24 protein-coding genes and 1 pseudogene are annotated in these 26,218 nt (G+C 56.0%); 15 read left to right on the top strand and 10 right to left on the bottom strand.

What is annotated here, in order from left to right:
- Positions 1 to 119 precede the first annotated feature (119 nt).
- Positions 120 to 956, top strand: coding sequence for an alpha/beta hydrolase (locus ASC96_RS03590; RefSeq protein ID WP_060501793.1), 837 nt, complete (start codon positions 120 to 122; stop codon positions 954 to 956).
- A 101-nt stretch (positions 957 to 1,057) separates the two neighbouring features.
- Here the strand turns inward: ASC96_RS03590 and ASC96_RS03585 are convergent, their stop codons facing one another.
- Entirely contained in the window at positions 1,058 to 1,966 is a 909-nt protein-coding gene (locus ASC96_RS03585) for an AraC family transcriptional regulator (RefSeq protein ID WP_060501496.1), read from the bottom strand.
- 278 nt (positions 1,967 to 2,244) lie between these two features.
- On the opposite strand from ASC96_RS03585, the gene ASC96_RS03580 reads away from it, so the two are divergent.
- On the top strand, positions 2,245 to 3,078 hold the full coding sequence (locus tag ASC96_RS03580) for an AraC family transcriptional regulator (protein ID WP_060501494.1): 834 nt from the start codon (positions 2,245 to 2,247) through the stop codon (positions 3,076 to 3,078).
- A 333-nt stretch (positions 3,079 to 3,411) separates the two neighbouring features.
- Here the strand turns inward: ASC96_RS03580 and ASC96_RS03570 are convergent, their stop codons facing one another.
- Complete coding sequence (locus ASC96_RS03570; protein ID WP_060501490.1) at positions 3,412 to 4,824, bottom strand: diguanylate cyclase; 1,413 nt, start codon at positions 4,822 to 4,824, stop codon at positions 3,412 to 3,414.
- Positions 4,825 to 4,916: 92 nt separating this feature from the next.
- Positions 4,917 to 5,132, bottom strand: a complete 216-nt coding sequence (locus ASC96_RS03565) for a hypothetical protein (protein ID WP_060501488.1) — start codon at positions 5,130 to 5,132, stop codon at positions 4,917 to 4,919.
- Between the two features lie 69 nt (positions 5,133 to 5,201).
- On the opposite strand from ASC96_RS03565, the gene ASC96_RS03560 reads away from it, so the two are divergent.
- The 3 genes from ASC96_RS03560 (at position 5,202) to ASC96_RS03550 (ending at position 7,636) form a co-directional block, all read left to right on the top strand.
- Positions 5,202 to 5,513 carry an antibiotic biosynthesis monooxygenase family protein gene (locus tag ASC96_RS03560; protein ID WP_060501486.1) on the top strand — a complete coding sequence of 104 codons (312 nt, stop codon included), beginning with the start codon at positions 5,202 to 5,204 and terminating at the stop codon, positions 5,511 to 5,513.
- A gap of 174 nt (positions 5,514 to 5,687) precedes the next feature.
- A complete protein-coding gene (locus ASC96_RS03555) occupies positions 5,688 to 5,993 on the top strand; it encodes a hypothetical protein (RefSeq protein WP_060501484.1) in 306 nt (101 codons plus the stop codon).
- A 362-nt stretch (positions 5,994 to 6,355) separates the two neighbouring features.
- On the top strand, positions 6,356 to 7,636 hold the full coding sequence (locus ASC96_RS03550) for a diguanylate cyclase (RefSeq protein ID WP_060501482.1): 1,281 nt from the start codon (positions 6,356 to 6,358) through the stop codon (positions 7,634 to 7,636).
- Positions 7,637 to 7,746: 110 nt separating this feature from the next.
- On the opposite strand, the gene ASC96_RS03545 is transcribed toward ASC96_RS03550, so the two are convergent.
- Complete coding sequence (locus tag ASC96_RS03545; RefSeq protein ID WP_060501480.1) at positions 7,747 to 7,950, bottom strand: cold-shock protein; 204 nt, start codon at positions 7,948 to 7,950, stop codon at positions 7,747 to 7,749.
- Between the two features lie 302 nt (positions 7,951 to 8,252).
- On the opposite strand from ASC96_RS03545, the gene ASC96_RS03540 reads away from it, so the two are divergent.
- Positions 8,253 to 8,534 (top strand): hypothetical protein, encoded by a 282-nt coding sequence (locus ASC96_RS03540; RefSeq protein WP_060501478.1) that lies wholly within the window; start codon positions 8,253 to 8,255, stop codon positions 8,532 to 8,534.
- Between the two features lie 309 nt (positions 8,535 to 8,843).
- On the opposite strand, the gene ASC96_RS03535 is transcribed toward ASC96_RS03540, so the two are convergent.
- Entirely contained in the window at positions 8,844 to 9,251 is a 408-nt protein-coding gene (locus ASC96_RS03535) for a response regulator (RefSeq protein ID WP_060501476.1), read from the bottom strand.
- Between the two features lie 719 nt (positions 9,252 to 9,970).
- On the bottom strand, positions 9,971 to 10,360 hold the full coding sequence (locus tag ASC96_RS03530; protein ID WP_060501474.1) for a response regulator: 390 nt from the start codon (positions 10,358 to 10,360) through the stop codon (positions 9,971 to 9,973).
- Between the two features lie 198 nt (positions 10,361 to 10,558).
- Between ASC96_RS03530 and ASC96_RS03525 the strand changes: the two genes are divergently transcribed.
- From ASC96_RS03525 to ASC96_RS03500, 6 genes are all read left to right on the top strand, one after another.
- Positions 10,559 to 10,915, top strand: coding sequence for a hypothetical protein (locus ASC96_RS03525; protein ID WP_060501472.1), 357 nt, complete (start codon positions 10,559 to 10,561; stop codon positions 10,913 to 10,915).
- 98 nt (positions 10,916 to 11,013) lie between these two features.
- Positions 11,014 to 11,643 (top strand): hypothetical protein, encoded by a 630-nt coding sequence (locus ASC96_RS03520; protein WP_060501792.1) that lies wholly within the window; start codon positions 11,014 to 11,016, stop codon positions 11,641 to 11,643.
- A gap of 730 nt (positions 11,644 to 12,373) precedes the next feature.
- Positions 12,374 to 15,808, top strand: a complete 3,435-nt coding sequence (locus ASC96_RS03515; RefSeq protein ID WP_060501470.1) for a response regulator — start codon at positions 12,374 to 12,376, stop codon at positions 15,806 to 15,808.
- Positions 15,793 to 16,638: a CheR family methyltransferase gene (locus ASC96_RS03510; protein ID WP_060501468.1), complete on the top strand. Its 846-nt coding sequence runs from the start codon at positions 15,793 to 15,795 to the stop codon at positions 16,636 to 16,638. Before ASC96_RS03515 ends, ASC96_RS03510 begins: the two co-directional genes overlap by 16 nt.
- Positions 16,635 to 17,204 (top strand): chemotaxis protein CheB, encoded by a 570-nt coding sequence (locus ASC96_RS03505; protein WP_060501466.1) that lies wholly within the window; start codon positions 16,635 to 16,637, stop codon positions 17,202 to 17,204. The genes ASC96_RS03510 and ASC96_RS03505 overlap by 4 nt, the downstream gene beginning before the upstream one ends.
- Positions 17,205 to 18,749, top strand: a complete 1,545-nt coding sequence (locus ASC96_RS03500) for a response regulator (RefSeq protein WP_060501464.1) — start codon at positions 17,205 to 17,207, stop codon at positions 18,747 to 18,749.
- 278 nt (positions 18,750 to 19,027) lie between these two features.
- Here the strand turns inward: ASC96_RS03500 and ASC96_RS31460 are convergent, their stop codons facing one another.
- The 4 genes and pseudogenes from ASC96_RS31460 to ASC96_RS03485 all read right to left on the bottom strand — a co-directional run.
- Positions 19,028 to 19,351 carry a hypothetical protein gene (locus ASC96_RS31460; RefSeq protein ID WP_082511923.1) on the bottom strand — a complete coding sequence of 108 codons (324 nt, stop codon included), beginning with the start codon at positions 19,349 to 19,351 and terminating at the stop codon, positions 19,028 to 19,030.
- Between the two features lie 342 nt (positions 19,352 to 19,693).
- Positions 19,694 to 20,743 (bottom strand): class I SAM-dependent methyltransferase, encoded by a 1,050-nt coding sequence (locus ASC96_RS03495; RefSeq protein ID WP_060501790.1) that lies wholly within the window; start codon positions 20,741 to 20,743, stop codon positions 19,694 to 19,696.
- 166 nt (positions 20,744 to 20,909) lie between these two features.
- Entirely contained in the window at positions 20,910 to 21,968 is a 1,059-nt protein-coding gene (locus ASC96_RS03490; RefSeq protein ID WP_060501462.1) for an alpha/beta fold hydrolase, read from the bottom strand.
- 106 nt (positions 21,969 to 22,074) lie between these two features.
- Positions 22,075 to 23,018: pseudogene (locus ASC96_RS03485) on the bottom strand (IS3 family transposase); the annotation flags it as partial.
- A gap of 385 nt (positions 23,019 to 23,403) precedes the next feature.
- On the opposite strand from ASC96_RS03485, the gene ASC96_RS03475 reads away from it, so the two are divergent.
- The 3 genes from ASC96_RS03475 (at position 23,404) to ASC96_RS03465 (ending at position 25,256) form a co-directional block, all read left to right on the top strand.
- Positions 23,404 to 24,504, top strand: coding sequence for a helix-turn-helix transcriptional regulator (locus tag ASC96_RS03475; RefSeq protein WP_060501458.1), 1,101 nt, complete (start codon positions 23,404 to 23,406; stop codon positions 24,502 to 24,504).
- Between the two features lie 156 nt (positions 24,505 to 24,660).
- On the top strand, positions 24,661 to 24,975 hold the full coding sequence (locus ASC96_RS03470) for a DUF982 domain-containing protein (RefSeq protein WP_348270786.1): 315 nt from the start codon (positions 24,661 to 24,663) through the stop codon (positions 24,973 to 24,975).
- Between the two features lie 44 nt (positions 24,976 to 25,019).
- Positions 25,020 to 25,256 (top strand): DUF982 domain-containing protein, encoded by a 237-nt coding sequence (locus tag ASC96_RS03465; RefSeq protein WP_162246314.1) that lies wholly within the window; start codon positions 25,020 to 25,022, stop codon positions 25,254 to 25,256.
- Positions 25,257 to 26,218 lie beyond the last annotated feature (962 nt).

Genomic DNA, 26,218 nt, shown 5'->3' with positions numbered 1-26,218 from the left:
GCCGCCGTGACGCACTTCGTGCGGGGGTTATCCTCGCCGCCGGCATCGCACTACCGATCCGGCCCACTTTCGCCGCAACCGCTTCGACCGCCATCCCGGCACAAACAGGAGAAAACAAAATGGGCTTCGTTACAACAACAGACGGCACCGACATCTTCTACAAGGACTGGGGGCCGAAGGATGCGCAGCCAATCGTGTTCCATCACGGCTGGCCGCTCTCGTCCGACGACTGGGATGCGCAGATGCTGTTCTTTTTGGCAAAGGGCTATCGCGTCGTTGCTCACGACCGCCGCGGCCACGGCCGCTCGGCGCAGGTTTCCGGCGGTCACGATATGGACCATTACGCTTCCGACGCCTTCGCCGTTGCCGAAGCACTCGACCTGAAGAACGCCGTCCATATCGGCCATTCCACAGGGGGTGGTGAAGTTGCCCGTTACGTTGCCAAGCATGGCGAGCCGGCTGGCCGCGTCGCAAAGGCTGTCCTGGTTTCCGCAGTCCCGCCATTGATGCTGAAGACATCAGCCAATCCCGAAGGACTGCCGATCGAGGTCTTCGACGGTTTCCGCTCGGCTCTCGCCGTCAACCGCGCACAGTTCTTCCGCGACGTTCCCGCAGGCCCATTCTACGGCTTCAATCGCGAAGGAGCGACGGTGCATGAAGGCGTGATCCAGAATTGGTGGCGCCAGGGGATGATGGGTGCCGCAAACGCCCACTACGACGGCATCAGGGCCTTTTCGGAAACGGACCAGACTGACGACTTGAAGGCGATCAGCGTACCGACGCTGGTTCTGCATGGCGAAGACGACCAGATCGTGCCGATCGCAGATGCTGCGCACAAATCGATCAAACTCTTGAAGAACGGCACCATCAAGACCTATCCCGGCTTCTCTCACGGCATGCTGACCGTCAACGCCGACGTCCTGAATGCGGACCTGCTCGCCTTCATCCAGGCTTAACGGATCGAACAAAATGGTGCCGGCGACGATCCCGCCGCCGGCACCGGAAAATGCTGAAAAATCAGGATATGGCGGCTTTCAGCCGGATCGGATCAAATCGGTCAATTCCGGTTGCGCCAGCGCCAGATGTCTGGAGTGATGCCTTCGGCCTGTTTGAAGTTTTCGATGAATTCGTTCTCATCCGCAAACCCGCAGGTTTCAGCCACGCGAACGATTGCGTCGCCGGTCCTGCTGAGGTGCAACTTTGCCTTGCTGATACGGCAGGCCGAAATCCAATCGAGTACCGATTGTCCGGTTGTCGCCATAAAGCCGGAACATAGTTCATCCACGTCAAATCCACTCGCCTTGGCAATCTGGTCGATATCGATCCGGCGCGACAGGTTTGCGGCGATGTACGACTTGATGCGTTTTTCCTGCATCGACGTTAGCTTGCCTGCCGGCGAAATGCTTTGTGAAGGAGACCGCCCGTAGCGATGCGCGAGATGGGCGTTGAGGGCCAGCCCCACATGCGGAAGCAGCGTATCCCGCACCTCATCCGGCATGTCGAACATGGGCATCAGTGCTGCACCAAGATCGCGGATGACCGGGTCGTCAGCGCCGCGGCAGGTCACAAGGCTATCGATCCGCGGCTCGCCCGCTTCCGTAAGCTCGCCGAGATGGGTACTTGGGATATGAAATGCCAACGCCTCGAAACGTCCCTGAACGGATATTGATGCACCGTCTTTAAGATTAATCAGGCAGATCGAGCCCTTGGCGTATCGCCTCAAGGATGTGGGCGCGCGGTCCGGCCAGATGTCGCGATGATCGACATCTATAAGATACAGCATCACCAGAAACGCGTCGTCAGGGGCGAGGACGACCGGATCGCCGCCGTCTTCATAGTCGTGATAGAGATGAACGACGGACAGCAGCGCTTCCCGCAGCGGCCTGATCGTAAGAGCCCTCGCTGTCCCGACACCAAAACTTGCCGCAATTCTGTCGCCGGCCTCCAACGGTTCCCTCACACCCATTTCGATCAGCTGAACTGGAGATTGTATAATTGCATTTCAGTTCCGCTTTTTGGATGTATCTATCCGTCAATCGGGCGTCTATCTTGTAGAAAAGCATCCTCGTCGAGGAAATTTGACGGGTATAGGAAATTGGCGGAACTTTCCGGGCAACCGCGGTGGTCCGGATTGAGCATCCAGCATTCGATATGGAGATACACGTTTTGATCGAGGCTCCCAACCGTGCCGTCAAATCTCCCGCTGGAAAGGCGAAAGACGGGTTCGGGTGTTCCCTCTCGCAATTGTCAGTCAATCAAGCTCTGGCCGGCTCGGACATCGCCATCTTCCGCAAGGCAACGAACCTCATTCGTCTCGATCAGGTCGCGACACCGGCAAGTAATCGTGGCTTCGTCGTCGGGGTTTCGTCGGCCGCCGGCCACAGGCGCCGCATCTTCCATCCCCATCACGCGACAACCCACGATTTCGCCGAGAATACGATCTATGTCCGCGACCTCTCCGAGGCCTACAAGGCGGACCTCAGCACGCCTTTCGATTTTTTGATGTTCGAGATTTCGCAAGCGTCGCTCATCCGGTTCGCCGATGAAGCCGACCTGAGCGGCGTGACGACCATATCCGCCGAAACCGCGTCCAAGGATATCGTGCTTGCTAATCTTGCCCGTGCACTCATCCCGTCACTCGAAAGACCGGAGGAAGCAAACACGCTGTTCGTCGACCAGATGACGACAGCGATCGGGACCTATCTCGTTCAACGCTACGGCGGACGACCGCCGGCGACCCCGAGCCGCACAGGAACCTTGTCCCGTGTCCACGAGGATATGGCGAAGGAGATTCTGCTCCAAAACCTCGAGGGAGACGTCTCTATCTCTGAAGTCGCTGAGGCCTGCAATCTATCCCGCGGTTATTTTATTCGGGCGTTTCGTGAAACGACGGGCATGACCCCGTACCAATGGCTTCTCAGCGAGCGCGTGGCCCGCGCCCAGGCACTTCTTCGGGCATCCAACGGCTCGCTGGCCGAGGTAGCGATCGCTTGCGGTTTCTCGGATCAGAGCCATTTCACCCGGGTGTTCTCGACAATCGTCGGCGTAACACCGGGCAGTTGGCGACGGACTCTTTAATTTCCGGCCAGTCCGCATCAAGAACCGGCCTTGCCAGTTTGATGCAGCGGTTTTTATCGCTCGCCTTCAAGGGAAGTGACCTTAAAACCCGTCGCTAGACCAAGACGAGTTCGGCGAAACCCGGCATTTTTTGCCTTGAAGGCTGATAGCTTATAAGCCGCTCAAGCGAACGGGTGGTGAACCAGGCATCGCCACAGCACTGACCCTTCCGCTGAAGCCTACGTTGGTGAGGATGGCGCTGTTGCGTCGCTAAGCCGATGAAATGCCTGGCGTATTGAAGGAGAGATAGCAAAGCCGGGATGGAGTAAATAAACGTGATTGCCGGCGCAGCAATCAACCGCATGAGCGGATCGCGCCAGCTTGCAGGTGGGGCGCTGCGACAACTTTACCACGGCCCTTCGCCTTCGCCAGGTAAAGCGCCTCGTCCGCCCTCCGCAGGGCGGCGTCGCATGATTCGGCGGAGCCGGCCACGATCTCTTCTACCCCAAATGAGGCCCCCACAACTGCCACCGTATGCCCCAAAGAGTAGGACTGGGACAGAGCCGACGACAGTTGCCGACACCGCCACTCGGCTTCACGAAGGGGAACTCCAGCCATCAGGATCACAAACTCATCTCCCCCCAAACGAAAGACGACATCGCTGTCCAAGCAGCCAGCCCTAAGGCGTCCGGCCACTTGTCTCAGTAATTCGTCGCCTGCCGCATGGCCGTGAGTGTCATTGACCAACTTGAAGCCATCCAGATCGATGCAGGCAACAATCACACTCCCGTTTGCAGAAAGTCTCTCGAACTCTGGGGCTACAAGAGACCGATTTGCGAGCCCGGTGAGAAAGTCGTGCGTGGCTGCGTGACGCATACGCTGCTCCGCCTCAACCAACGACGCCAGTGCGCGACGCGTGGTTCGCATGGCAAATACGCCTCCGGCAATGAGAACCATAGCAACTGTTGCTGCCAGAGGCAGAGACTGGTGAAACAGGTCTCTTGCCGGGGTCGGAGAACGCCACGACAAAACCTCGCTTTTCCCATCCGGCCCGACCGCAATCTCCGCGCGCGCCCGACCCGACCTGACCGCGTTGAGAGGTCCCACCATTGCGTCGTCCAGAAGGAAGCGGCTGCCAAAGAACTCCTGGAGGCTACCAGCGATCGGAATTGCTGAAATAAGGATCGGTGCACGGTCCCCGCGAGGCATTGCCGTCTTGAAGTCGGGCTGGAACAGGCTTGCCGTCAGGAGAACCGCGTCGTTGCCAACCACCTCAATTTTGCTGACAGCGATGCGTTCAGGGATACCCCGGGCTCTTTCCCGGCGTTCAATTTGGCGTATGCGATCGACAAGCGCGCGGGAGTCATTTGCGATGGTTTTGGCGCCGCGTTGAAAAAACACCCGCCCCTGAACTTCCGGCGCAGTCTTCTGGTAGATCAAGCCATCCTTGGCATCGAGAATGGCGACAAAGCGCGTGCGCGACGTCCCGATGAGGGAGCTGCCGATATTTCGGTCGGTCCATACCGGGTCGAATGCATTATCAATTTTGGCAATCGACTCATCCCAGATCGTCCAGGCGGTCAACGCGAACTCAACGTCCGCGATCCAAATCGAAATGTTGCGTTTGACCAACGTCTCTTGCCGTTCGCGTATTTCTCCGTCCAGACTTGCGACGCCATAGTACGGGATGGCGGCCAGGCCGGCGATCAATACAGAGATGAGCATGATAGCTGGTGCTACCAGCTTAAGATGAGTGAAGCGTGTCATCAAAACGGTCGTCCCGGTGGCTTGTCCCAGGCATAATTACGATAGAGCCTGTTGCATCGCGGTTATCGCTTAATAATTTTCGGACGGCGAAGTTAATGATTCTCAAGACATAGCCCCGATCCACCCTCAAAAAGCAGCTCTATGGCTTTTTCGGTGGCTTTGCGCTCCACCGTTTGTTCCCATTCCAAACCCTGCGTTACGTGCTCTTGAATGCTTTGTTTCTGCTTTAAAGTGGCAGCATTTCCCCTGTTCGCTTTAAAATCTGCCCGTGCATAAGCATCGTCGGCTGTTTTGCCTTGTGCTAGCAACTGTGCAAACTTCTCGTGCCAGGCGTTTTTTTCAGGACTGGCGGCGGCTCACCTTGGGAGGGGAATGAGATGAAAGTCATTGTAGGGTTCTTCACCACCAAACCCGGCAAGCGAGACGAATATCTGGCGGCGGCTCAAAACCATTTGCAAAAGAGCCGCCTCGACCCTGACTGCCTCTACATAGAACTGCTACCCATGCCTGATCGACCAGATACTATCATGCTCGGCGAGGCCTTCACCAGCGAGGAGGCACACCGTCGACACGAAGACACGGATCATATGCGTGAACTTTGGGACGTCGGACCACGCCTACTATCGCACGTCGTCATCGATAATGTGATCGCCCAATCGGTCGAGCATATCGACGAGCGCTTTCCTTGATTATGTTTCGACCTTTACTCTCATCTAAAAACAGAGGGCATCGGCAAACCGGCTCTTAAGCCAGCTGTTCATTTGAGGACTGCGGGTTAAGTTCCCACATTGATCTATTGCATTTGACGGGTGCCTGAGCGAATTTTGAAGGCCGAGCATTTCTATCGACTGGCATTTGAACCTATGAGCAAACCTGTATTCGACACTCTGACCGGCATGTACTTCACGGTTGATGATCCTGATGGAAGCTACGGCACAGGCCAGGTCATTCGCCTTGCTGCCGAGGGCGTCTACTTTATCCGTTTCGACGGAAACGAGGTGCCGCTGCCTTTGGAACTGGCTTCAATCGGCGAGATGCTGGAATCCACTGAAGAAGAGTTCAAACGCTGGCGTTTCTTCGACACGATCGAGGAGCGAGACAAGTGGATCGAGTGGTTGGATGCTCCATCTAAGCCTCGCGTCGTATCGCTTGTGAGGCCTACGAAATAACGGGTTACCGAAATCTGCGGCTCTGCCTTTCTCGAACCAAAAACCGTGCTTCGTTGACGCATCAAATAGTCAACCGAGTTGGACGGCACGCCATCTGGCGAAAACATCGTCTGGGCAAGCGTTAGCGGCTGAGCGCCGAAACGCGCTTGCCCAGAATGAATCCTACGCTTGAAACGCGCTCCGGGGCTTGCACGATATGAACCACTCGCAATTTCCGCCGTGGCAACGCGCTTCAGCGGGGCATCTGGCCGCCAGCATTTTGATCGCACCGGCATTCATGTCGGTAGCGAACTCGTCAGACCATTTTTGAAGGCTAGGCCAGTGGGTCTTGATGAAGAATGTTCCCTCTCTAACTTCAATGTATGGCCCTTGAGCGCACCAGCTATTCCGACCTTCCGGTGGCATCTGCTTCTAGAAAATTTCCAGAGCGGTTGAACCCCGTTGTGGTCGAGCAGGTCGAGCGCCTCTTGAATGACCGGACGCGCAATATCCGTCTCAATGGCGAACTGGCTGACCTCTTCCGTGATCGATCCTGGCGGCAAACCGCCAAGATCGTTCGTGCCTGGATGACGTGGGTAATTGTGCTCGATATTCTAACTTTAAGCCTCAACGCTATCTTGCTGCCGAGCCAAGCGATAACGTCGATGCTCTTTCCAAGCTTGATCCTTCCGCCGGCAGCTCTTGTCACCGTAATCACATTTCGCAAGCAGCGGCAATTGTGGCTGGAAGCCGCAATTGTTCTCACCAGTATGTTTCTGATCCTGCTGTCCGTCGCTCTCGTGGGTGTTAATGCAGGTGGTGAGTTTTACGAACGGCACTTGACGATCATGCTCTTCGTTGCCGTCACTGCCATTGTGATTTTTCCAGTCCCAATCGGTTGGGCGATGGCGATTGCGGCTTTTGCGCTTGGACTTTACCTGGTGTTCCAGCTCCGAAATCCAGCCATTGAAGCCGGAAGTGCGTTTGCGGGTTCATTGTTCTTCGCCAGCGGAGTTGCCGCAACGATCGTCGCCCGGCGTACAGCAACCCTCCTCGCACAGAAAGCGTTTCTTCTTGAATTACGGGATCGAAGTCGGCTTGTAGATCTCGCCGATGCCAATACCCGCCTCGAGCTACTAGCTCGCACCGATCCACTGACTGGCGTTGCGAACCGACGGTGGATGACGGAAATACTCGAACGCTTCTGGAAAGACGGTCACATACAAGAAAAACGCGCAGCTGTCTTGATGTGTGACGTGGATGATTTCAAGCGGCTTAACGACAGTCTGGGGCATGCTGAAGGGGATCGGTGTCTGGTGAAAATCGCCGGAATTATCCAAAGCTGCATGAGCGACGAGCTGTTCAATGTTGCCCGCTACGGTGGGGAAGAGTTTTTTGTCTTTCTCCCAGGCGCTGACCAAGACAGGGCGCTTGACATAGCTGAGCACATCCGCGGTCGGGTGGAAGCGGCATCTTTACCAAATCCCAGTTCTAGGGTCTTGCCGTATGTCACGCTGAGCATTGGTGTCGCGGCCATGAGGGACGAAAATATCCCGCCGGAGGAAATCCAGCGCAGAGCAGACGGTGCTCTCTACCGTGCGAAGGAGAGCGGCCGCAACTGTGTGAAGGTTCATATTCCAATCAACCAGGTGCCATCGACTTAGTGCCTTGTCGCGATTGGAGATTGCCTGAACCGCTTTCACGACCGAGCTGATGGGGTGTGCATTTCTCCACCGCTGTGCGGTTTCAAAATACAGACGCGAACATCCTGCTGTTAAACCGGGCGGACGTTTTCAGCTTTTGATTTACCAGTCTTGCGATCCTGGCCGAGCTCATAGCTCACCTTTTGCCCTTCGCGAAGCGAGCCACCGTTCTGAAGTGCAGACACATGGACGAACACGTCGGTTCCGCCATTCTCGGGGGTGATGAAGCCAAATCCCTTGTCTTCGTTGAAGAATTTTACCGTGCCACTAGCCATCTTGGTTCCTTATCCTGGGCAGTCCGCGCTGCTAGAAATAGAATAGTTTTCGCTTGGCTCAACCGCAACCCAATGATTTCCGGGGTGGAGCACTCAGACGATCCTGTTGCACTGCTTGCGCGAGCGTATCGTCGTAGCCCTGCAGAAAAAGCGATGCAGCCTTGCGGAGGCAGCACGCAGCGCTGATTGCACGGTGCAACATCCAACCCCATATCATGATGCAAGCAAACTCACTGAACATCCAATTTTGACGCGCCTCCGCAGCTTCATGCCGTGCGAGCCAGTGCGCGCGAGGAGACGTCATGCAGACGATACCGAAAACCTTGATTGAAATGAGTTCCATAGAACGAGCCGGCATGATGACAAGCGTTGTCGATGCCCTGCGCGCAATGGCGTTTGATGCGATGGAGATGGGGGACGCCAGATTAGCTGCGAATGCAGTGTCGATCGCTTACTCGATTATCGGCTGTGCGGCGGATCGCTCGGATGAGCACGTCGAGGCCGCTAGCCTTCTTTTGGAACAAGGGATTCAATTCATGCACGCGCATGAAACTGCCCCCTCGGAGAAGCAGCCGGTCCATTAAGCCAAGTAGAGGCCCCAACTGTCGCCCGCGGTCCCGGCGATCAGCTCGGGCCACCGCAGGCGGCAGCTGGTAGTTTGCGCAAAAAGTGGTCCCAGGGCTTAGTACATAGTCGCGATAGCTGATGAGCCCACTAGCTTGAGGCTTGCTTAGATGTGGCATCACGCCTCAACCGTGCTTCCCGAAGCTCTTCGGTCTTCCGCTTGTCCGCAGCCACTCGCGCGACCTCGCTGGTCGTTGCGAAAGATTTGGAGATTTCAAAATCTCCGCGGGGAGACGAGCCACGTGGACGACGTTCATGTTTCTCGACGTTCATGCCCGTTGCGCCAATTCATCCTGGAACTCTAGGTGCGACATCACATCTGCCAGTGTCGCCAAAAGGCGCGACGGCTCAAATGGTTTTGGCAACCAGGTGGCATGGGCAAAGACGCTAGCAGCATATTCTGGAGCAGAACCTGAACAGACGATAAAGGGGATGTTCTGATTGGCCAGCAAGCGTGCAACCTGCTCGCTGGGACCATCTTTCAGGCCGATGTCTAAAATAGCCGCGGCGGGAATGTTGTGTTCAAGCCACCGCAGGGCTTCGGCATTTGATGTATGGATTTCACAAGAGAACCCGGCCTCTTCCAACGTTAGCTCGACATCCAACGCGATCAGGGGTTCGTCCTCAACGATGAGGACCAGGTTAGGTCTAAGCATAGAGATATTGTGCAGGGTCATGACGGCTCCGCTCCCTAGTTGGGCAAGAGCAGTCAACTCCCAAGCGGTCACTGCCGAGAAAATGCTTCGTGAGACCGATGAGTGAAGGGTAGTCTGATTGACGGGCACGTCAATAAACTAATTTAAATTCAAACGTTCTAATATGCCTTGCGAGCAATATCCGGCAAAATTCAAGACCCCGCATCGACTGTCACGTGCGCAAGGATCGTGCCCGTTTCGTCCGATATGTCGATCGTTAGAGTGTCGGGTTTCTTTCCCCGCACGAGCGTGTCATCTCGAACAGGCTCGCCTCTGCGTCAAGTCTCGCTGCCTCCAACGTACCAAAGGTTATCCCCTCTGCGTCGCGCTCAAGGTGACCGTTTGTCCACATGTGAAAAAAGAAGCGCGGCATAATGCTGGGTCCCGATTTACGCTTTAGACAATCTCTGATGCGGCAAGCAATTCCGCAGTCCGATAAAAGGCCGGGTCACCAACATCTTGCTGTCACCCGGAAATCCTGTACCAACTGCGATCCCATTGTTACCGTCCTGATACGGGAACGAGCCGTGGCGGATTGCTGTCACTTCACTGAGGTGAATTGCATCACGTGTAAAACGTCATCAATCATGGGCAGTAGGCAGAATTTCGATCCCTACATCGACATGTCTGGTCAGCATATCCGGCGAGACGGTGAAGACGCGCCATACGTTGTGGGTGTCCATTCAATTCCAGTCCGAGGCTCAGCTCCCCAGTGCTTCCGGCATAGAGTTGTTAATTGTCGAAATCCTGCTCGCGAGTTCCATCAGGATCGTTTCGAAACTGTATGGCTTTGCCAAAAAGCCGACATGTTCTTTCTCGATCTCGGCAGCCGTATGGCCACCGGAGGTAACGATCACAGCGACCCCTGCACTGTAGCTGGTGACCAACCTCATTAGATCAAAGCCGTTAAGCGCGCCTGGCATGTCCACATCAGTAATCAGCGCGTCGATGCGATGTCGGCCGAGTACCGCGACAGCCTCCAAGACATTCGCTGCTTCCAACACCGCGTAACCTTCGTCTGCAAGGCAGTCTGCCAGTGACATCCTGATCAATGGCTCATCGTCTACGACTAGGACCGTATGCGGGCACATGCTTGCCTCCGAGGTTCGTTAAGTTATCAACGCGCTCCCCACGAATTCGATCGGGCACGATCAAGACTCTTTGCCAACAAACTTAATAAAATGCCTACGATTGACACCTTCCGCTCGATCCTTCTGTAAGAGGTCCGTGATACGATGCCATGATGGCAAAAGCGCCGCCGCACAAACGTCGAGGTAGATCGAGAACCCATGTCCCGCAAAAACAGAGAATCCGCGTCCTCGTGGGACGTGGAACCGGAGGAATTAGCGGTTTGCCCGTTGTGCAAGCGCGTGATCCCGGATGATCAGAGGGAAGAGTACTTTCTCATTCCCAAGACCAAGGGCGGAAAGAAAACCGTTTCCCTGCATCGTGTTTGCCGCGATCAAATACACGCGAGTTTCACAGATTCTCAGCTTGCGAAGAAATTCTCCACGATCGCCTCTCTCCTCGAGGACCCCGCCATCCAGAAATTTGTGGCATGGATAAAAGGTAAGCATCCAGGCTTTTCCGACTCCGCAAAAGAATCGCTGAAAGCGTCGGGTCCCGGGCGAGGCCGCAAACATTAACAGTGCTGACCTCAATACTCACCGAGAGCTTCTTCGGCTTCCCGAAAGCACGGCGGCCTGTCGTTGACTTCGACTGGATCCGCTCCCATTTGATCCGTATGCCGAAACACGAAGTTAGCGACATTGCACTCCTGAAGACGTGGACCTTGACCTCCGCTGCGACACTAGGTTCGGCAGTGCGCGCCCAAGGCATCCTTCTGGAACTGCGGGCGCAACTTCCTCTTTCGTCCAGGAAGTCGTTGGTTCTCGAAAGTGGGGAAATCGTGCTGGCAATGCCGTCGGCCGTGAAGACTGAATTCCCCTCCGCAGTGGCCGTCGTCTCCGAAGCCCTCACAAACATCGAACGCTTGCCAGTCGTCCCTCGCGAGATACAGGACATTCTCACGATCAAACAAAGCGAGAGGCGCCGTTGGCTCGCCGACGGTCGCCTACCCAGTGCCGGCACGCGAACGGTCCGCCTACGGGGGCGCGCCCGGCAAATTACCTTTCATGTCTTCGATCCGCGCGTCGTTGAAGACTTGCTTGACAGGGGTGTCGTTGACGAATGGCGGGAAGAGGACGCCGCCGCTGCGGCAGAAAATAGACGTCGGGCGGCGTATAAGGCGAAATTGACGAGGTCTCTAACACAGCACGCGAAAGCTCAATCATCGTCTGCGACCAAACACGATGACACGACATCCGAGCTGGAAGCCTGGAATGAGTTCGGCCGTGACGGCCTTCTCCGCTAGTTTGCAAGACCAGACGACAAGCTATTGTCCTTTGTTGAGGATTCTAGCAGTTTAAAGGCGCTAGCTGTGCTGGGGCGCTATCAATCCACTCCGGACGCGTGATGATGGCGTCTTTGCGCCGACTGCAGACGACCCTCGGGCAATATCAGTGCAGTTGCACGGATTCGAACTCTCGGCCCCTACATGAGGTCGATCGACTTGATATTTCAACTCCGGCGCTATACTGTTTTTCAAAAACAGTATAACCATCGAGCCGAAAACCGGCAGTATGGAATGCCTAGCGCTGCCGCCCCACCGCCATGATCTCCGGCACGATCGAGGGGATGGGCACCAAGACGACTGTCACGAACCTCTAGAACGCCAATATGTTCCCACTTTGCGCATTCAATTATTTTGTTTTGGCGACGGAACAACATTCGTGGCCAAGCGTTTACGGGCTCGATGTGGGGCAGATATGTAGAATGAACGGCGCGTCTTGATGCTGCAGGTGAACCTGAATACCGGGGCGGGGAACCGTCTTCCGGTTAAATCGTATGTAGTCGCAGGCGAACCCGGGCCCATATGCAAAGGGAGTTCCTGCAGGATTCCCCGCTGTCTCAGGCCGCCTTTCCGCCCACTTGGTGTTACCTAAAGGCATGCCTGCCCTCAAATGCTCCCGCGATCATTTTATTCCTGAGAACAGCGGGTCAGCGCCTGCGATCAATTCGCCTCCTCTCATGCCGAGACCTTCATGACCACTACAGATATCGCATCGCCTTCCCGCCGCAGCCTGGGGCTGGATCCGGCTGTTGCTATCAGTCTTGCGGGGGCGGTGCTGTTTTTCATCGCTAGTGGGGCTGTGTCTTTCTACAATGTTGAGACCTTGCGTTCAAACAACGAGCGCGTCGTTCACTCCCATGAAGTCATCGTCGGCCTTGGCGAGTTGCTTTCCAACATTCAGGATGCAGAAACCGGACAACGTGGATTTCTGCTGACAAACAGTGAGCGATATCTCGAACCGTATAACGCCGCAGTCAGCGCTATTCCGGCCCGCATTGAATCTATAGCAGGGTTAATCGGCGACAATGCTTCGCAAGAGCAGCGGCTCGCGATCCTGAAGTCGCATGTCGATGCAAAAATAAGGGAACTTCGCGAGACGATAGACTTGAGGCGCGCGCAGGGATCCGACGCTGCGCTTGCCATGGTCAATTCGGACCGTGGCAAGGCTGAAATGGACGCCGTTCGCTCGCAACTGACGACGATGCGGCAAGAAGAAACCCGTCTCCGGACAGAGCGTCTGACGGAGATGGCCAATGCCTATTCGACCGCGTTTGTCAGCAGCATTTTGGCGGGGCTTCTCGGTATCCTGCTGACCGCGGCAATGGCAATTCTGATGCGCCAGGCCACGCTCTCTAGGCGAAGGGAAGACTGGTTGCAAAAGGGGCAGGTCGGAGTGAGCTCGGCCGTGGCGGGAGATCGCCTCACCGAAGAACTTGGCGACAAAATTCTCCAGTTTCTTGCAGACTATTCGGGTGCTGTCGCAGGGGCGATTTTCGTCAAGGAAGAGGATACCTTTCAGCGCGCCGCCACCTACGGGATTCCAGCAAATGCAAACGTCCCGCTGCGCTTTCAACCCAAGGAAGGCCTTCTGGGGCAGGCAGTTGCTGGTGCAAAGCCAATACTCGTCACAGACGTGCCTGAAGGTTATCTGGCGTTTGGTTCGTCCCTTGGAAGCGACAAACCAAGGCATCTGGTAATTTCCCCTGGAGGCGTGGATGGAGCTGTCAATTCCGTCATCGAACTTGGCTTCCTGCGTCCGGTCGACGAAAACATCCTGGCACTTCTTGAGCAGGCATCTGTATCAATCGCGACGGCGGTGCGTTCGGCAAAGTATCGCAGCGACCTCCAGAATTTCCTGCGTGAAACCCAGCGGCAGGCGGAAGAACTTCAGGTCCAAGGCGAAGAGCTGCGCGTTTCAAACGAGGAACTCGAAGAACAAGGACGCGCGCTGAAAGAATCCCAAGCCCGCCTTGAACAGCAGCAGGTCGAACTTGAGCAGACGAATTCGCAGCTGGAAGAACAGACGCAGCAGTTGGAGGGTCAACGGGATGATCTTGAACGGGTTAACGCATCGGTCCAACTCAAGGCGCGTGAGCTCGAACTGGCAAGCCGGTACAAGTCGGATTTCCTTGCCAACATGTCGCACGAGTTGCGTACGCCGCTTAATTCGTCGCTCATCCTCGCCAAGCTCTTGGCCGACAACCCGGAAGACAATCTTACAGCCGAGCAGGTCAAGTATGCCCAGACAATTCAATCGTCCGGGAACGATCTTCTCAATCTGATCAACGACATCCTCGATCTGTCCAAGATCGAGGCCGGTCATGTCGATATCAGGCCCGAGCCGGTTGCCGTCGAGAGACTGGCCAGCGGACTTCGGCAGCTCTTCGAGCCCGTGGCAAAATCCAAGGGACTTGTCTTTGATATCGATATCGCCCCCCAGGTCCCCGCAATTATTGAGACCGACCCTCAACGCCTGGAACAGGTTCTCAAGAACCTGTTGTCCAACGCCTTCAAGTTTACCGAGAAGGGCAAGGTCGCGCTGACCCTTCGCAGTGCCGGTGATGGTCAGCTTGCCTTGGCGGTCTCCGATACCGGAATCGGAATCCCGCAGGAGCAGCAGCGCAGCATTTTTGACGCCTTTCACCAGGCCGATGGCACGATCAGCCGCCGGTTCGGTGGTACCGGGCTTGGCCTGTCCATATCGAGAGAACTCGTGCGCTTGCTCGGTGGCGTAATTCATCTCACCAGCCGTGATGCGGAAGGAAGCATCTTCACGGTTGTCATTCCTGAGGCCTACGATCCTTCGAGAATTGCTTCCCGCGAGACTCCGTCAGATCGGATGGTTGCGCCGTCGCAGCCGTCAATTGTGGACGAACGCCCGGCACGCGCGGAACGCCACCGGATCGTTGAGGACGACCGGGCAACGCCCAACGATGGCAAACGCACCTTGCTTGTGATCGAGGACGACGACACTTTTGCGGCGATCCTGCGCGACCTCGCCCGCGAGATGGGCTTCCGTGCTTTGGTGGCGGGTAACGCTCATGATGCCCTGGAGCTTGCAAAACAATTCATGCCAAATGCAGTCGTTCTCGATGTCGGGTTGCCGGATCAATCCGGTCTGTCAGTGCTCGACAGATTGAAGCGCGACGTACGGACACGTCATATTCCCATCCATATCGTTTCAGCCAACGACTATTCCGAAACCGCACTTTCGTTGGGGGCGGTCGGATACGTCATGAAGCCTGTTAAACGAGAGCAGCTTGTCGAGGTCCTGCAAAAGCTCGAGGCGAAATTCTCGCAGGGCGTCCATCGCGTGCTGATCGTTGAGGACAACGAGATCCAGCGCGATGCCGTCGCCAAACTGCTGACATCCCACGATGTCGAAACGGTTAGCGCCGGCACGGCGGCCGAGTGCCTGACGCTTCTCAAGGAACAGACTTTCGACTGCATGGTGCTCGATCTTTCCCTCCCCGACGCATCCGGTTATTCTCTGCTTGAAACGATCAGCCAGGATAGCAGCCATTCGTTCCCGCCGGTCATCGTCTATACGGGCAGGGTACTGTCCGCGGACGAAGAGCAACGGCTGCGCCGCTATTCCAAATCTATCATCATTAAGGGCGCCAAGTCGCCAGAACGCCTATTAGACGAAGTATCTCTATTCCTGCACAAAGTGGTTTCCGATTTGCCCGACGAGCAGCAGAAGATGATCCGCAGGGCGCGCAATAGGGATTCGTTGCTTGAAGGCCGACGGATTCTGATCGTCGAAGACGACGTCCGAAACGTTTATGCGTTGACGAACATTCTCGAACCGCGGGGCGCGGTTATCGAAATTGCCCGCAATGGTCAGGAAGCTCTCGACAAGCTTGAACACACCCAGAGCCAACCATCAAGCGGGATCGATCTTGTCCTGATGGATGTGATGATGCCGGTCATGGACGGTTTGACTGCTACCCGGGCGATCCGCAGGAACCCGGACTGGAAAAAGTTGCCAATCATCACCTTGACGGCCAAAGCGATGCCGGACGACCAACAGCGCTGTGTCGATGCTGGTGCCAATGACTATATGGCAAAGCCTCTGGACGTGGAAAAGCTGCTGTCACTCGTACGTGTCTGGATGCCGCGGTGATCGAACCATCCGAAAAGATCGAAGAGATTGAAATCCGGCTTCTGCTGGAAGCGCTCTATGTCCGGTACCATTACGATTTTCGCAATTATGCGATGGCCTCGGTGAAGCGGCGCCTCAGGCAGGCGCGCGAGCAGATGGGTTTTTCCACTATCTCGGCCTTGCAGGAGCGTGTCCTTCATGACGAGGCCATGCTGCCGCGCCTTTTGGGATACTTGACGGTTCAGGTAAGCGAGATGTTTCGCGACCCCGGATACTTTCGCGCCATACGAGAAAAGGTAGTGCCCCATCTAAAGACCTATCCGTCCCTGAAGATCTGGATCGCTGGCTGCAGTGGGGGCGAGGAACTTTACTCGCTCGCTATCCTTTTTCGAGAGGAAGGGTTGGAAGATCGGACGATCTTTTATGCCACCGACATCAATCAGGACGCACTGCGGATTGCGGAGGCTGGAGTCTACGATCTCGACCGTATTCAGCATTTCACGGAAAATCATCGCATGTCCGGAGGCAAGTCCTCTTTGTCCGATTACTACACCGCCGATTATGGCAGAGTTTCGTTTGACAAGACGTTGCGGGAACGAGTTGTATTTTCCGACCACAGCCTTGTTACCGACGCAGTCTTTGGCGAGATGCATCTGATTTCGTGCCGCAACGTCATGATCTATTTCGACCGGCCCCTGCAAGACAGGGCTGTTGGTTTGTTCAGGGACTCTTTGACCCGCAAAGGATTTCTCGGTATCGGCGCCAAAGAGAGCCTTCGCTTCTGCAGCCACGCAGACTCTTTCAAAGAGTTCGTGCGTGAGGAAAAGATCTACCAGAGTACGGCCAAATGAATAGGTCGGCGCCCGAGGCAATCGTAATTGGTGCATCCGCGGGAGCATTGGAGGCACTTTCCGTCATTCTGCCTTCGCTCCCAAAGGATTTCGCCCTGCCGATCATCATCGTCGTTCATATCCCGCCCGACAAACGCAGCGTCCTGTCCGAATTATTTCGGGCAAAATGCCATGTCCATGTCCTGGAGGCAGAAGACAAGGAGCCGCTTGAGGCATCCACCGCATATTTTGCGCCGCCGGATTACCATTTGTTGGTTGAAACCAACAATACGCTCGGACTATCCAGCGAGGACCCGGTGCTGTTTTCTCGGCCATCGATCGACGTCCTGTTCGAAAGTGCGGCCGATGTCTATGGCCCCCGGCTTACGGCGATCCTTCTCACCGGTGCCAATCAGGACGGGGCGAAGGGAATGTTAGCCGTTGCCAGAGCGGGCGGAGAACTGATCATACAAGACCCCGGCACTGCCTTTGCAGCTGCGATGCCTGAAGCAGCCCTGGCATTGTGCCCCGATGCGATGGTTATGTCGCTAGGTGGCATATCCGAATATTTGAGGAGGATTGCCTGAATGGGCAACGTTACGTTTCTTTTGGTCGACGACCTTGACGAGAATCTTATTTCCCTTGAGGCGCTCCTGCGCCGGGAAGGCTTGACCCTACTCAAAGCGCGCTCGGGCGATCAAGCACTGGAGCTGCTTCTCGAGCATGACGTGGCTCTGGCGCTGATCGACGTTCAGATGCCTGGATTGAATGGTTTTGAGCTTGCTGAGCTGATGCGGGGCAACGAGCGAACGCGGCGCGTGCCGATCATCTTCGTAACAGCAGGTAGCACCGAAAGCAGATGGCGCTTCCAAGGGTATGAAGCTGGCGCGGTGGATTTTATACAAAAGCCGATCGAACCGGATGTTTTGCGCAGCAAGGCGGATGTCTTTTTCGAGCTGTATTGTCAACGGCAACAAATCGCTTCACAACGTGATGAACTTCAGCTTCACACCAAAGCGTTGAAGGAGGCCGATCGCCGGAAAGATGAGTTCCTTGCCACGCTCGCCCACGAACTACGCAATCCACTGGCGCCCTTGCGTAATGGTCTGGACATCCTAAAGCACAATCCGAATAGGGAGAACGCGGCTGAAATCCGCAACATGATGGACCGCCAACTGGTCCATCTCGTCAGGCTAATCGACGACCTCCTCGATGTCTCACGCGTTAGCCAGGGAAAAATTGAACTCAGGAATGACATCGTTGGCATCAACGACATCATCCGTTCGGCGACCGAGGCCAGCCTGCCGTTGATAGACGGGGCGCGGCATACACTGACGATTGAGGGCACTGAAGCCAAATTATGGGTTGCCGGCGATCAAATTAGACTATCTCAGATTGTGTCCAACCTTCTCAACAATGCAGCGAAATACACGCCGGCAGGCGGACAAATCGGTCTGACCGTTCGAACGGAAGGGATGGATGTTGTCCTTGATGTCACCGATAACGGTGTCGGGATGCCCACTGACATGCAGACGAATGTGTTTCAGCTGTTCACCCAGATCGATGACCACCTACAGCGCGCGCAGGGTGGGCTTGGCATCGGGCTTGCTCTCGTCAAGCGGCTTGTCGAAATGCATGCCGGCTCTGTCGATGCGTACAGCGCCGGTCCGGGATTGGGCAGCCGCTTTTCAATCAGGCTTCCGTTAAGCTCTCCATCGCCAACTGCGCAATTAGCAGAGGAATCGCTACCCGAAACCCCGGTTTTCCGGCCGTTGAAGGTCCTTGTCGTCGACGACAATCCACTCATTGCCGATGCACTTGGGATGATGCTTGAAGACATCGGCCACGAATTCGAATCTGTTCACGACGGCCGCAAGGCTTTGGACGCTGCAAAATATTACCAGCCCGACGTCATACTCCTTGATATCGGGCTCCCGGGTATGAACGGGTATGAGGTCTGCCGGGCATTTCGCTTGGAGGCGATGTTTCAAGATACACCGATCATCGCACAGACAGGTTGGGGGCAAGACCGCGACCGGGAATTGGCGACGGAGGCCGGATTTAATTTCCATCTCACAAAGCCCATCCCATTAGATCTGTTGCAGAAGGTGTTCGCAACGCTATCGGGTTGAAAGAGGGGGTGACATTGGTGGGGCCGATGGCTGAAACTCCGGAAAGATGAGCGTCCTCCGTGAGTGAAACTGACATCACCCAACTGTCTATAGCCGAGTTCGTGCCGATGGTGATATTGCAGTGGCTGCGGCCCCGGTCACACAACTGCGTTACATCTAACCTGAAGGGGCAAAACAGTTGCGCTTTGGAGCGGGTCCTCTCATAGGACAAGACGAGCGCCAACCGAGACGTTGCCCCCAGGTCAACGAAGACTTCGTTCTAGAGTGTGTGAAAATTCCTACAATGAATGCTCCGGCACAATGAACAACCCATCGTAGTTGTCGATGTTTTGGCAATTCAAGACAGGGCAGCTGCGATCGTCGCGTGTGGGAATATTCTTCCATTCGGCATACTGATTTGTGTCACAGTAACGGCTGTTGCGAACGAAACGATCATAGAGCGGCAGACCTCGGGGTGAAGTCCAGCGGAAGATGACAGCACCACGTTGATGGACCGTCGCTCGAGCTTGTTCGCAACTCATCGAAAGCGGGTTCAAGCGCGTTATGGCAAGCGATGGGGTCGCAGCGAGGGAGAGTAGCAGGGTGATGACGATTTTTTTCATGTTTCAATCCCTTGGTAATTCTCGCAGCTAAATAACTTCCACTTCAATAGTTGGTTCCATACCATCATGTTTGCTTACCGCGGATGCGTCATGGGCAGGCATAAACGCATAGCATCCAGAAGCACCCGCCCGAACCTAACGCGTGCGAAAAAGCAAAGCACACGGCCCACAATTTAGCATGTTACCCAATACATGTTCTATTAGCGGTGGCACCATTGTCACCGCGGCATCCGGTAGGCCCTCGCGTCTGCAGTAATCGCGCTACCGAATTTGACGTTCACTTGTGCCCTCCGATCACACTGCCTTAGACAGTGATGTTCATTCGGGCTCACCGGTATCCTATCAAGTCGCCTCTAGGATCATGTTGAGTGGTGTTTCCGCCGCCCGCCGGACGTGGGTGAAACCACCCGCGCGAATTACCTCGGTCAGCCGCCTTTCGCCGGCCTGAGCGCCTAGGGCGAGGCCCGTCTCCTGCGCAAGCGAAGTGGGGACACAGATCATCGTAGAAGCCGAGTAATAGAGCCGTCCGACCGGATTGATGTTGTCTTCCAGATTATCGCCGGCCATCGGCTCGACCACCATCCACGTGCCGCTTTTCTTCAACGCGCTGCGAATATGGGTTGCCGCGGCCTCCGGATCGCCCATATCATGCAGACAATCGAAACACGTGATTAGATCAAGATCCTGCGCGCCAAAATCCTGGGCGCGGCCTATTTCGAAGCGCAGGTTCGTCAATCCATGCGACAAGGCATGTGCGGTCGCCGCGGCAATAGACCCCGGGTGAAAGTCATAGCCGGTGAACCGTGAGGCTGGGAAAGCCTGTGCCATCAGAATAGTGGAGAGGCCGTGCCCGCAACCCACGTCCGCGACATCAGCCCCCGCCTTCAGTTTTTCGACGACGCCGTTCAGCGCTGGAAGCCAAGTCTGCACGAGAGCATTGACATAGCCCGGCCGGAACAATCGCGCCACGGCGCAAAACATGCAGCCCGCCTGCTCGCCCCAGGCTACGCCGCGCCCGGTTTTGAAGGCCGATTGCACTTTCAGCTGGTTTTCAACCATAGCGGCCGCTGTGTCAAATGCGCCGATCAGGTTGACTGGGCTGTCGGGCTCCGCAAATACACATGCCTGCTCGGGCGTGAGCGAGAACCTTCCGTCCTCAAAACGCACGTAACCTGAAGCTGCCTGCGCCGCGAGCCATTCACGCACATAGCGCGGCGAGCAAGCCGCCGCTGCGGCAAGATCATCGGCTTTTGCCGGTCCAACGTCCTTGAGGGTTTTATATAGATCGAGAGCATCTCCGATCCGCACCAGCGGCACACTGACCGCGCCGCCAAGATCACCAAGCACGCGGCCCACAAGTTCATTCAGCGCTCCTTCGTTCAGTTCAGTTATCTCCAATCCTCCTGATGTCGACGGCGTTCTGTCGCCCCCGGCCAAAGGATGAACTCCGTTCCAGCAGACGGCATGAGGCGAGGGTCCCAGGACAGAAAGTAAATCAAACGCCCCGGAGGACAAATGTCCCGCTCTTCTGGACGGTGGCTAGACTCCTCAACAGTTCTCATCCGGACAAAGCAACGACGATAGCTTGCGAACGGCTGCGCACGCCAAGCTTGCCAAAGATAACAGACAGCTGGTTGCGGACAGTTTTCACGCTTTTGCCGGCCCGGGCGGCGATCGCGAGATTGTCCAGCCCTTCTGCGACCAGGTCGAGGAGTGCCGTCTCCGCGGGTGTCAAACCCGCTTCGCGTACCGCCCGCGGCAGCATGGACCGGTCCTGCCCCAGGAAAGCTGACAGTTCGGCTAGAAAGATCGGCCAGGCGGGTTCATCGGGAAGAAGCACATGGTTCTTGCTCTCCAATGGTACGAAGCGCGCTCCCGGAATCGCAGCCGCGAGCTTGCGGCCCTGATCAAAAGGAACCCGCATGTCTCCACGGCAGTGCGCGATCAACGTTGAAACGTGCAGTGACGTAGCCAATTCCAGAACATCGATCCCCTGCATGTTCCAAAGCAGTTGCGCAGCGACGTCACCCGTTGCCGTCAAGCGTTCCAGATCGCCCCACCAGCGATGTTGCTCGGGTGTGCCATCCGGGATGAACAGATTGGTGAAGAACTGGGCGAATGCTGGATTGTCGCGTCCCCAGCCCACGCGGATGAAATTGACGAGCGTTTCAGCTTCAAGGCGCTCAACGTCCGTCTGCGCTCTCACCCGAGCACCTTGCCCGTAGGCATTCAGAAGAACGAGATGCGACACGCGCTCGGGATGCCTCGCGGCAAAAGCGATGGCGAGCGCGCCGCCCTGGGACAGGCCGAGAAGAACAAAGCGAGGCTCTTCGATCGATTGAGCCACGGCATCAAGGTCTGCATGCCAGGCATCGACCGAAAGATCGGCAATATGACGATCCGAGAGGCCGCAGCCGCGAGGGTCGTAGCGCACGAACCGGTTGCCGGCTGAAAGCGCGTGGAGCCAAGGCCGCCAGACCGGGCTTTGGACATCGTAGTCGACATGACTGAGCCAGTGGGCGGCGCGCAAGATCACCTGCCCCTTCCCACAAGAGGCAACCGCGATGCGCGTGCCATCCGCCGACGTGCAGAAACCTATGGTTTGCCCGAGTTTCATTAGCTTAGACTATCGCAACAGATAAGCACGAGACAGATTTATTTTCGTGACGTGAGACCCATCTTCCCTCCAGTTTTCAGGAGAGTCTTCGGTTTTCAATCTGGCCTTATGCGGCCTGTTTTTCCAGAGCGATTTGCGAAGCAAATTCACTGGGTGTGATGTTGCCTAGCGAAGAATGTGGGCGGTTTCGGTTATAGTCCTCCTTCCATGCGGTGATTTCCGTCCTGGCATGCGTCAACGAAGAGAAAAGGGTTTCGTTGAGGCATTCGTCGCGGAAGCTGCCATTGAAGCTTTCCACGAAGCCGTTCTGCATCGGCTTGCCCGGCGCGATGTAATGCCAGTTGACGTGAGTATTTTGGCACCATTCCAGAATCGCCATGCTCGTCATCTCCGTGCCATTGTCGGAAACAATCGTTCGCGGCTTTCCTCGCCGGGCGATGAGTGCATCGAGTTCTCGTGCAAGCCGCCGACCTGAGAGCGACGTGTCGGCGACCAGCGCCAGGCATTCGCGGGTAAAATCATCGACAACGGCCAAGACCCGAAAGCGACGACCATCCGTGAAGGCGTCGCTGACGAAGTCCAGGCTCCAGCGCTCATTGGCGCGCGAGGGCAGTGCCAGAGGCCGCCTCGTTCCCAAAGCCCGTTTGCGCCCGCCCCGCTTGCGCACTGTCAGCTTCTCCTCGCGATAAAGACGTCGAAGCCTCTTCAGGTTCATGACAATCCCCTGCCGATTCAACATGACGTGGATACGCCGATACCCAAAACGACGGCGTTCGGATGCCACCGCCTTCATAGCCTCACGGATATCAGCGTCATCAGGCCGGACGCTGCGGTATCGCACGCTTGACCGGTCGATGGACAAAACCTCGCACGCCCGACGCTGGCTCACCCCATGCTGCATGCAGACATGAGCCACAGCGTCCCGCTTCACATCGGGCGTCACCATTTTTTTGAGGCGACATCCTTCAAAATGGCATTGTCCAGCATGGTCTCGGCCAGCAGCTTCTTCAGCTTGGCGTTCTCGTCTTCCAAAGCCTTCAGCTGATCTGCTCATCCGTGAACCGTGAATGCTTCATGCTGTCCGTCTCCTCAGAGTAACGGACTCTACCAAAATTTGGAGGAAGTTTCGGGTCTCAGGTCAGCGGCCTCACCAATATTGATGAGACAAACGGCGACCGGTTCGGACTGCAGGAAATAATATTGCTTAAGCCCCAGCATTTTGCTCCTTTCAGATGGAGCTCGGGCTCTTACGCCGTAAGGTTCAAAAGTAAACGACGTGACATTGCTGATTTTGGAAGCTGTTACACAATTCAAGTGCCGGCATTAGGTAACGCTAAAGGTAATGCAATCAATATAGAAGGATATTGCATCCAAATGAGCTCACGGATGCTCGATTTGGCGGTACAGTCGCGCAAGCGTAGGGGTAGACGGCCTCATGGATAGTTACGATGTCGATCTCATCGAACGAATTTATACAGCAAGTGTTATTCCCGAGCAGTGGGCCGGCGTGATCGACCGCCTGTCAAATCGAATGGCTGGACGCGGCGGGTCACTCTTCCTCCTTGCGGATGGGCAATTGTCATGGGCTGCGCCGCCGGCTACCCACAGCGTCATGGAAGAATATGTCGCAGGCGGCTGGGATAAGAAAAACCCCCGCCTCTCAGCGCTTCTCGCACGTGCACATCCAGGTTTCATTCAGGACCGCGATATAGCCGGTAAAGAGTACGACAGTCTGCCGATTGTTACCGAATTCCTGCGTCCACGCGATATCCTCTTTACCGCTGCTACAGTCATAAAGGGCGCCCGGGACGACCTTGCTGTTTTTTCGATCGACCGTGGCCGCGCTGGCGGATATTTCACGCCAGGTGATATCGCTTTTCTCGACCGCGTTCGTCCGCATCTCGCCCGTGCTGTTGCACTTTCCGGTCGCCTTAAAATGGAGCAGGCAGCAACGGCCACCGCTGCCCTCGCCATGATCGGCATCCCTGCGGCTGTCCTGCGCAAAAACCACACGTTGTATGCAGCAAACGCGTTATTTCAGGACCTTATTGGTGAGGTCTTTATTGCATCGGCGTTTGGCCGCCTTTCGTTAGGTGATCCTCGGGCCGATCGTTGGCTCAAGCAGGCGCTTGCAGACAACGGGCGAGCTGCGACCACTGTGCGCTCGATCCCGATCAATAGTTTCGCCGGCGTTATTGGAGTGCTTCATGCAATCCCCGCATGCCATCACGCTCGTGACTTACTTGGTGAGGGCGGTACGTTTCTGGTTCTCGCCCAGCCCAAGGACAATTCTGTCGTTGATCCCGAGTGGCTTCGTTGGCTGTACGACCTGTCACCAACGGAAGCAGAAGTTGCGGCCCACCTGTCGCGCGGTTTGACCGTCGGCAACATTGCGCGGGTTCGTGGCACGTCTGTCTCGAGCGTGCGGACCCATGTAAAAAGCCTGCTGCGGAAGACGGGGCTTACTCGCCAAACAGACTTTATCCGCTCTGTCAGCAGTCTCGCAGCCATCTCCCCGGCTATACTTCGAAATTGACATTGCCGGACGCATCGTCATTTCTATTTAATTGGTATGGCGTCCCTTCCCCCAGTGCTTGGCATCAATCCAACAAGAACCGGTCACCTTACAGGTTTCGTGCGGTTACCGTAGGATTTCGCGCAGTTCACGTTCCGGCCCCTCCAACGAAGATTCATGTCCACTCCTGGAACAAAACCTCTATGTACAAGTTGGAGGCCCGTTGCAGATACCTTGGTGTTGGGAGAGACGATAATGCCAGTAAGATGGCGCGAACCCGTAAATATCAAAGCTCCGGTGAGCGGGGATGTTCGCGTCGACGGCCCGTTCGAAGCACTGATTGTTTTATTGGAGGAATGGCCGGACCTCCGAGGATCAGGTTATGTCAGAGCCCGCAGTATGTGCCGCGCTGCCGTCGCAGGCCATAAGGATGCCGAGGACGCCCGCAAAATTTTCGTCGTCGCGGCGAAGGAAGCAAAGCTGCTGCATTGATGGCACGGCTCCACGCGATCAATGCAACAACCCATGGAGTATCTATGACAAATAGTTGGGAAGAGCCAGTTAAACTGGTGTTCGCTGACAGCGGAACGGTGCTGGTAACCGGTCCCAGGGAAGCTCTTGAATACCTGTTGTATATCTGGCCGACGAGTCAGACCGAACTATACGCCAAGTGCAAGGAAACCTGCATGGAAGCGATAGAGGGTGTCACCCCGGTTGAAGAAGCCCGCAGTGTCTTCGAGCGCGCAGCGCGTGAGGCGAGGTTACTTTCGTGAGCGTTTAAATCCAAAGGGAATTGCGAACTCTGGCAAAGATCTTCTGATACGCATCCGGTGAAATCTCCTGAGATTAATGGTCAGTACGCAAGGCGACTGCTCGATTGCGTAGATGCCTGGGTAGATGCCTTGGACGGCAGGTTCAACACCTTCAAGAGGAAGCGTTTCGGGCAGGTCGGACAAGAGTGGAAACGGCGCAGGCACAGCTCGATATTATCAAGCGCAATGCGTCTGTTCTGTCGAGTAACTCGGGCAACTAGCCGCCTCCTAGCTCTCGCCGATCTCGGCGAGAGCTAATCCCACAGCTTTAATCGCATTTCAAGAACTTGCTCGAATGAACCTCGAGGCTAACGCTGACCACCTTGGCCGCCACCCTGCTGACCACCTTGTTGCTGATTAGTCATCGGTATTTCCTCCTGTTAACCGTCGCACGTTTGTCGACGTGAAGCCTAATCATGCATTGAAGGTTCTGTTCCCCCTTGATTCTCTAATTTCGCGACCCCAAGGCGGAACAAATAGTCACGCTCCTTGTTGAGCTCTAATTGAGCTCTGCAGGAGAGACGACTGTGTCGGATCTGGTATTTCTGGTGATGGGCGCCGCGCCACTGCTCGCCGCCCTCGCTCTTTTACTTGTGGGACCTTGGCGCAAAGGGCGCCGCGGCGGATGGTTAGGCTATTGACCTGTGCGCGCGCCGCACGCGATTCGCGTCTGAAAAAGCTTATCGACAGCAGCAAAACTCGAGCTTCGCGTTTTCCTATTTCGATAGCGCCACAACTCTGATCCTCGAGCGCTAGACATCACTAATCTCGACTGAGACCGCCCGGCTCGTGATTGAATCGTATGCGACGTCCACGCCCCATAGATTTTTCGGTTGATCTACGGGCCGTCAAATGAGCTCACCGAAGAGTATCTGACGAGCTCATTGTGAGGCTCTGATGCGCGCGGCATAGGCCCATGGCAT

The sequence above is a fragment of the Rhizobium sp. Root1204 genome (genome assembly GCF_001424965.1).
Classification (GTDB): domain Bacteria; phylum Pseudomonadota; class Alphaproteobacteria; order Rhizobiales; family Rhizobiaceae; genus Pararhizobium.
The sequence above is the reverse complement of the archived record's forward strand: the minus strand, read 5'-3'. Positions and strand labels throughout refer to the sequence as shown.

What these genes read in the sequence shown, in the direction of transcription:
- ASC96_RS03585 (WP_060501496.1), bottom strand. Translation starts at nt 1,966, where the DNA reads ATGGGTGTGAGGGAACCGTTGGAGGCCGGCGACAGAATTGCGGCAAGT.
- ASC96_RS31460 (WP_082511923.1), bottom strand. Translation starts at nt 19,351, where the DNA reads ATGAAAAAAATCGTCATCACCCTGCTACTCTCCCTCGCTGCGACCCCA.
- ASC96_RS03555 (WP_060501484.1), top strand. Translation starts at nt 5,688, where the DNA reads ATGAGCAAACCTGTATTCGACACTCTGACCGGCATGTACTTCACGGTT.
- ASC96_RS03560 (WP_060501486.1), top strand. Translation starts at nt 5,202, where the DNA reads ATGAAAGTCATTGTAGGGTTCTTCACCACCAAACCCGGCAAGCGAGAC.
- ASC96_RS03470 (WP_348270786.1), top strand. Translation starts at nt 24,661, where the DNA reads ATGTCCACTCCTGGAACAAAACCTCTATGTACAAGTTGGAGGCCCGTT.
- ASC96_RS03590 (WP_060501793.1), top strand. Translation starts at nt 120, where the DNA reads ATGGGCTTCGTTACAACAACAGACGGCACCGACATCTTCTACAAGGAC.
- ASC96_RS03535 (WP_060501476.1), bottom strand. Translation starts at nt 9,251, where the DNA reads ATGACCCTGCACAATATCTCTATGCTTAGACCTAACCTGGTCCTCATC.
- ASC96_RS03465 (WP_162246314.1), top strand. Translation starts at nt 25,020, where the DNA reads ATGACAAATAGTTGGGAAGAGCCAGTTAAACTGGTGTTCGCTGACAGC.
- ASC96_RS03475 (WP_060501458.1), top strand. Translation starts at nt 23,404, where the DNA reads ATGGATAGTTACGATGTCGATCTCATCGAACGAATTTATACAGCAAGT.
- ASC96_RS03540 (WP_060501478.1), top strand. Translation starts at nt 8,253, where the DNA reads ATGCAGACGATACCGAAAACCTTGATTGAAATGAGTTCCATAGAACGA.
- ASC96_RS03505 (WP_060501466.1), top strand. Translation starts at nt 16,635, where the DNA reads ATGAATAGGTCGGCGCCCGAGGCAATCGTAATTGGTGCATCCGCGGGA.
- ASC96_RS03570 (WP_060501490.1), bottom strand. Translation starts at nt 4,824, where the DNA reads ATGACACGCTTCACTCATCTTAAGCTGGTAGCACCAGCTATCATGCTC.
- ASC96_RS03520 (WP_060501792.1), top strand. Translation starts at nt 11,014, where the DNA reads ATGCCGAAACACGAAGTTAGCGACATTGCACTCCTGAAGACGTGGACC.
- ASC96_RS03530 (WP_060501474.1), bottom strand. Translation starts at nt 10,360, where the DNA reads ATGTGCCCGCATACGGTCCTAGTCGTAGACGATGAGCCATTGATCAGG.
- ASC96_RS03490 (WP_060501462.1), bottom strand. Translation starts at nt 21,968, where the DNA reads ATGAAACTCGGGCAAACCATAGGTTTCTGCACGTCGGCGGATGGCACG.
- ASC96_RS03550 (WP_060501482.1), top strand. Translation starts at nt 6,356, where the DNA reads ATGGCCCTTGAGCGCACCAGCTATTCCGACCTTCCGGTGGCATCTGCT.
- ASC96_RS03515 (WP_060501470.1), top strand. Translation starts at nt 12,374, where the DNA reads ATGACCACTACAGATATCGCATCGCCTTCCCGCCGCAGCCTGGGGCTG.
- ASC96_RS03525 (WP_060501472.1), top strand. Translation starts at nt 10,559, where the DNA reads ATGTCCCGCAAAAACAGAGAATCCGCGTCCTCGTGGGACGTGGAACCG.
- ASC96_RS03545 (WP_060501480.1), bottom strand. Translation starts at nt 7,950, where the DNA reads ATGGCTAGTGGCACGGTAAAATTCTTCAACGAAGACAAGGGATTTGGC.
- ASC96_RS03500 (WP_060501464.1), top strand. Translation starts at nt 17,205, where the DNA reads ATGGGCAACGTTACGTTTCTTTTGGTCGACGACCTTGACGAGAATCTT.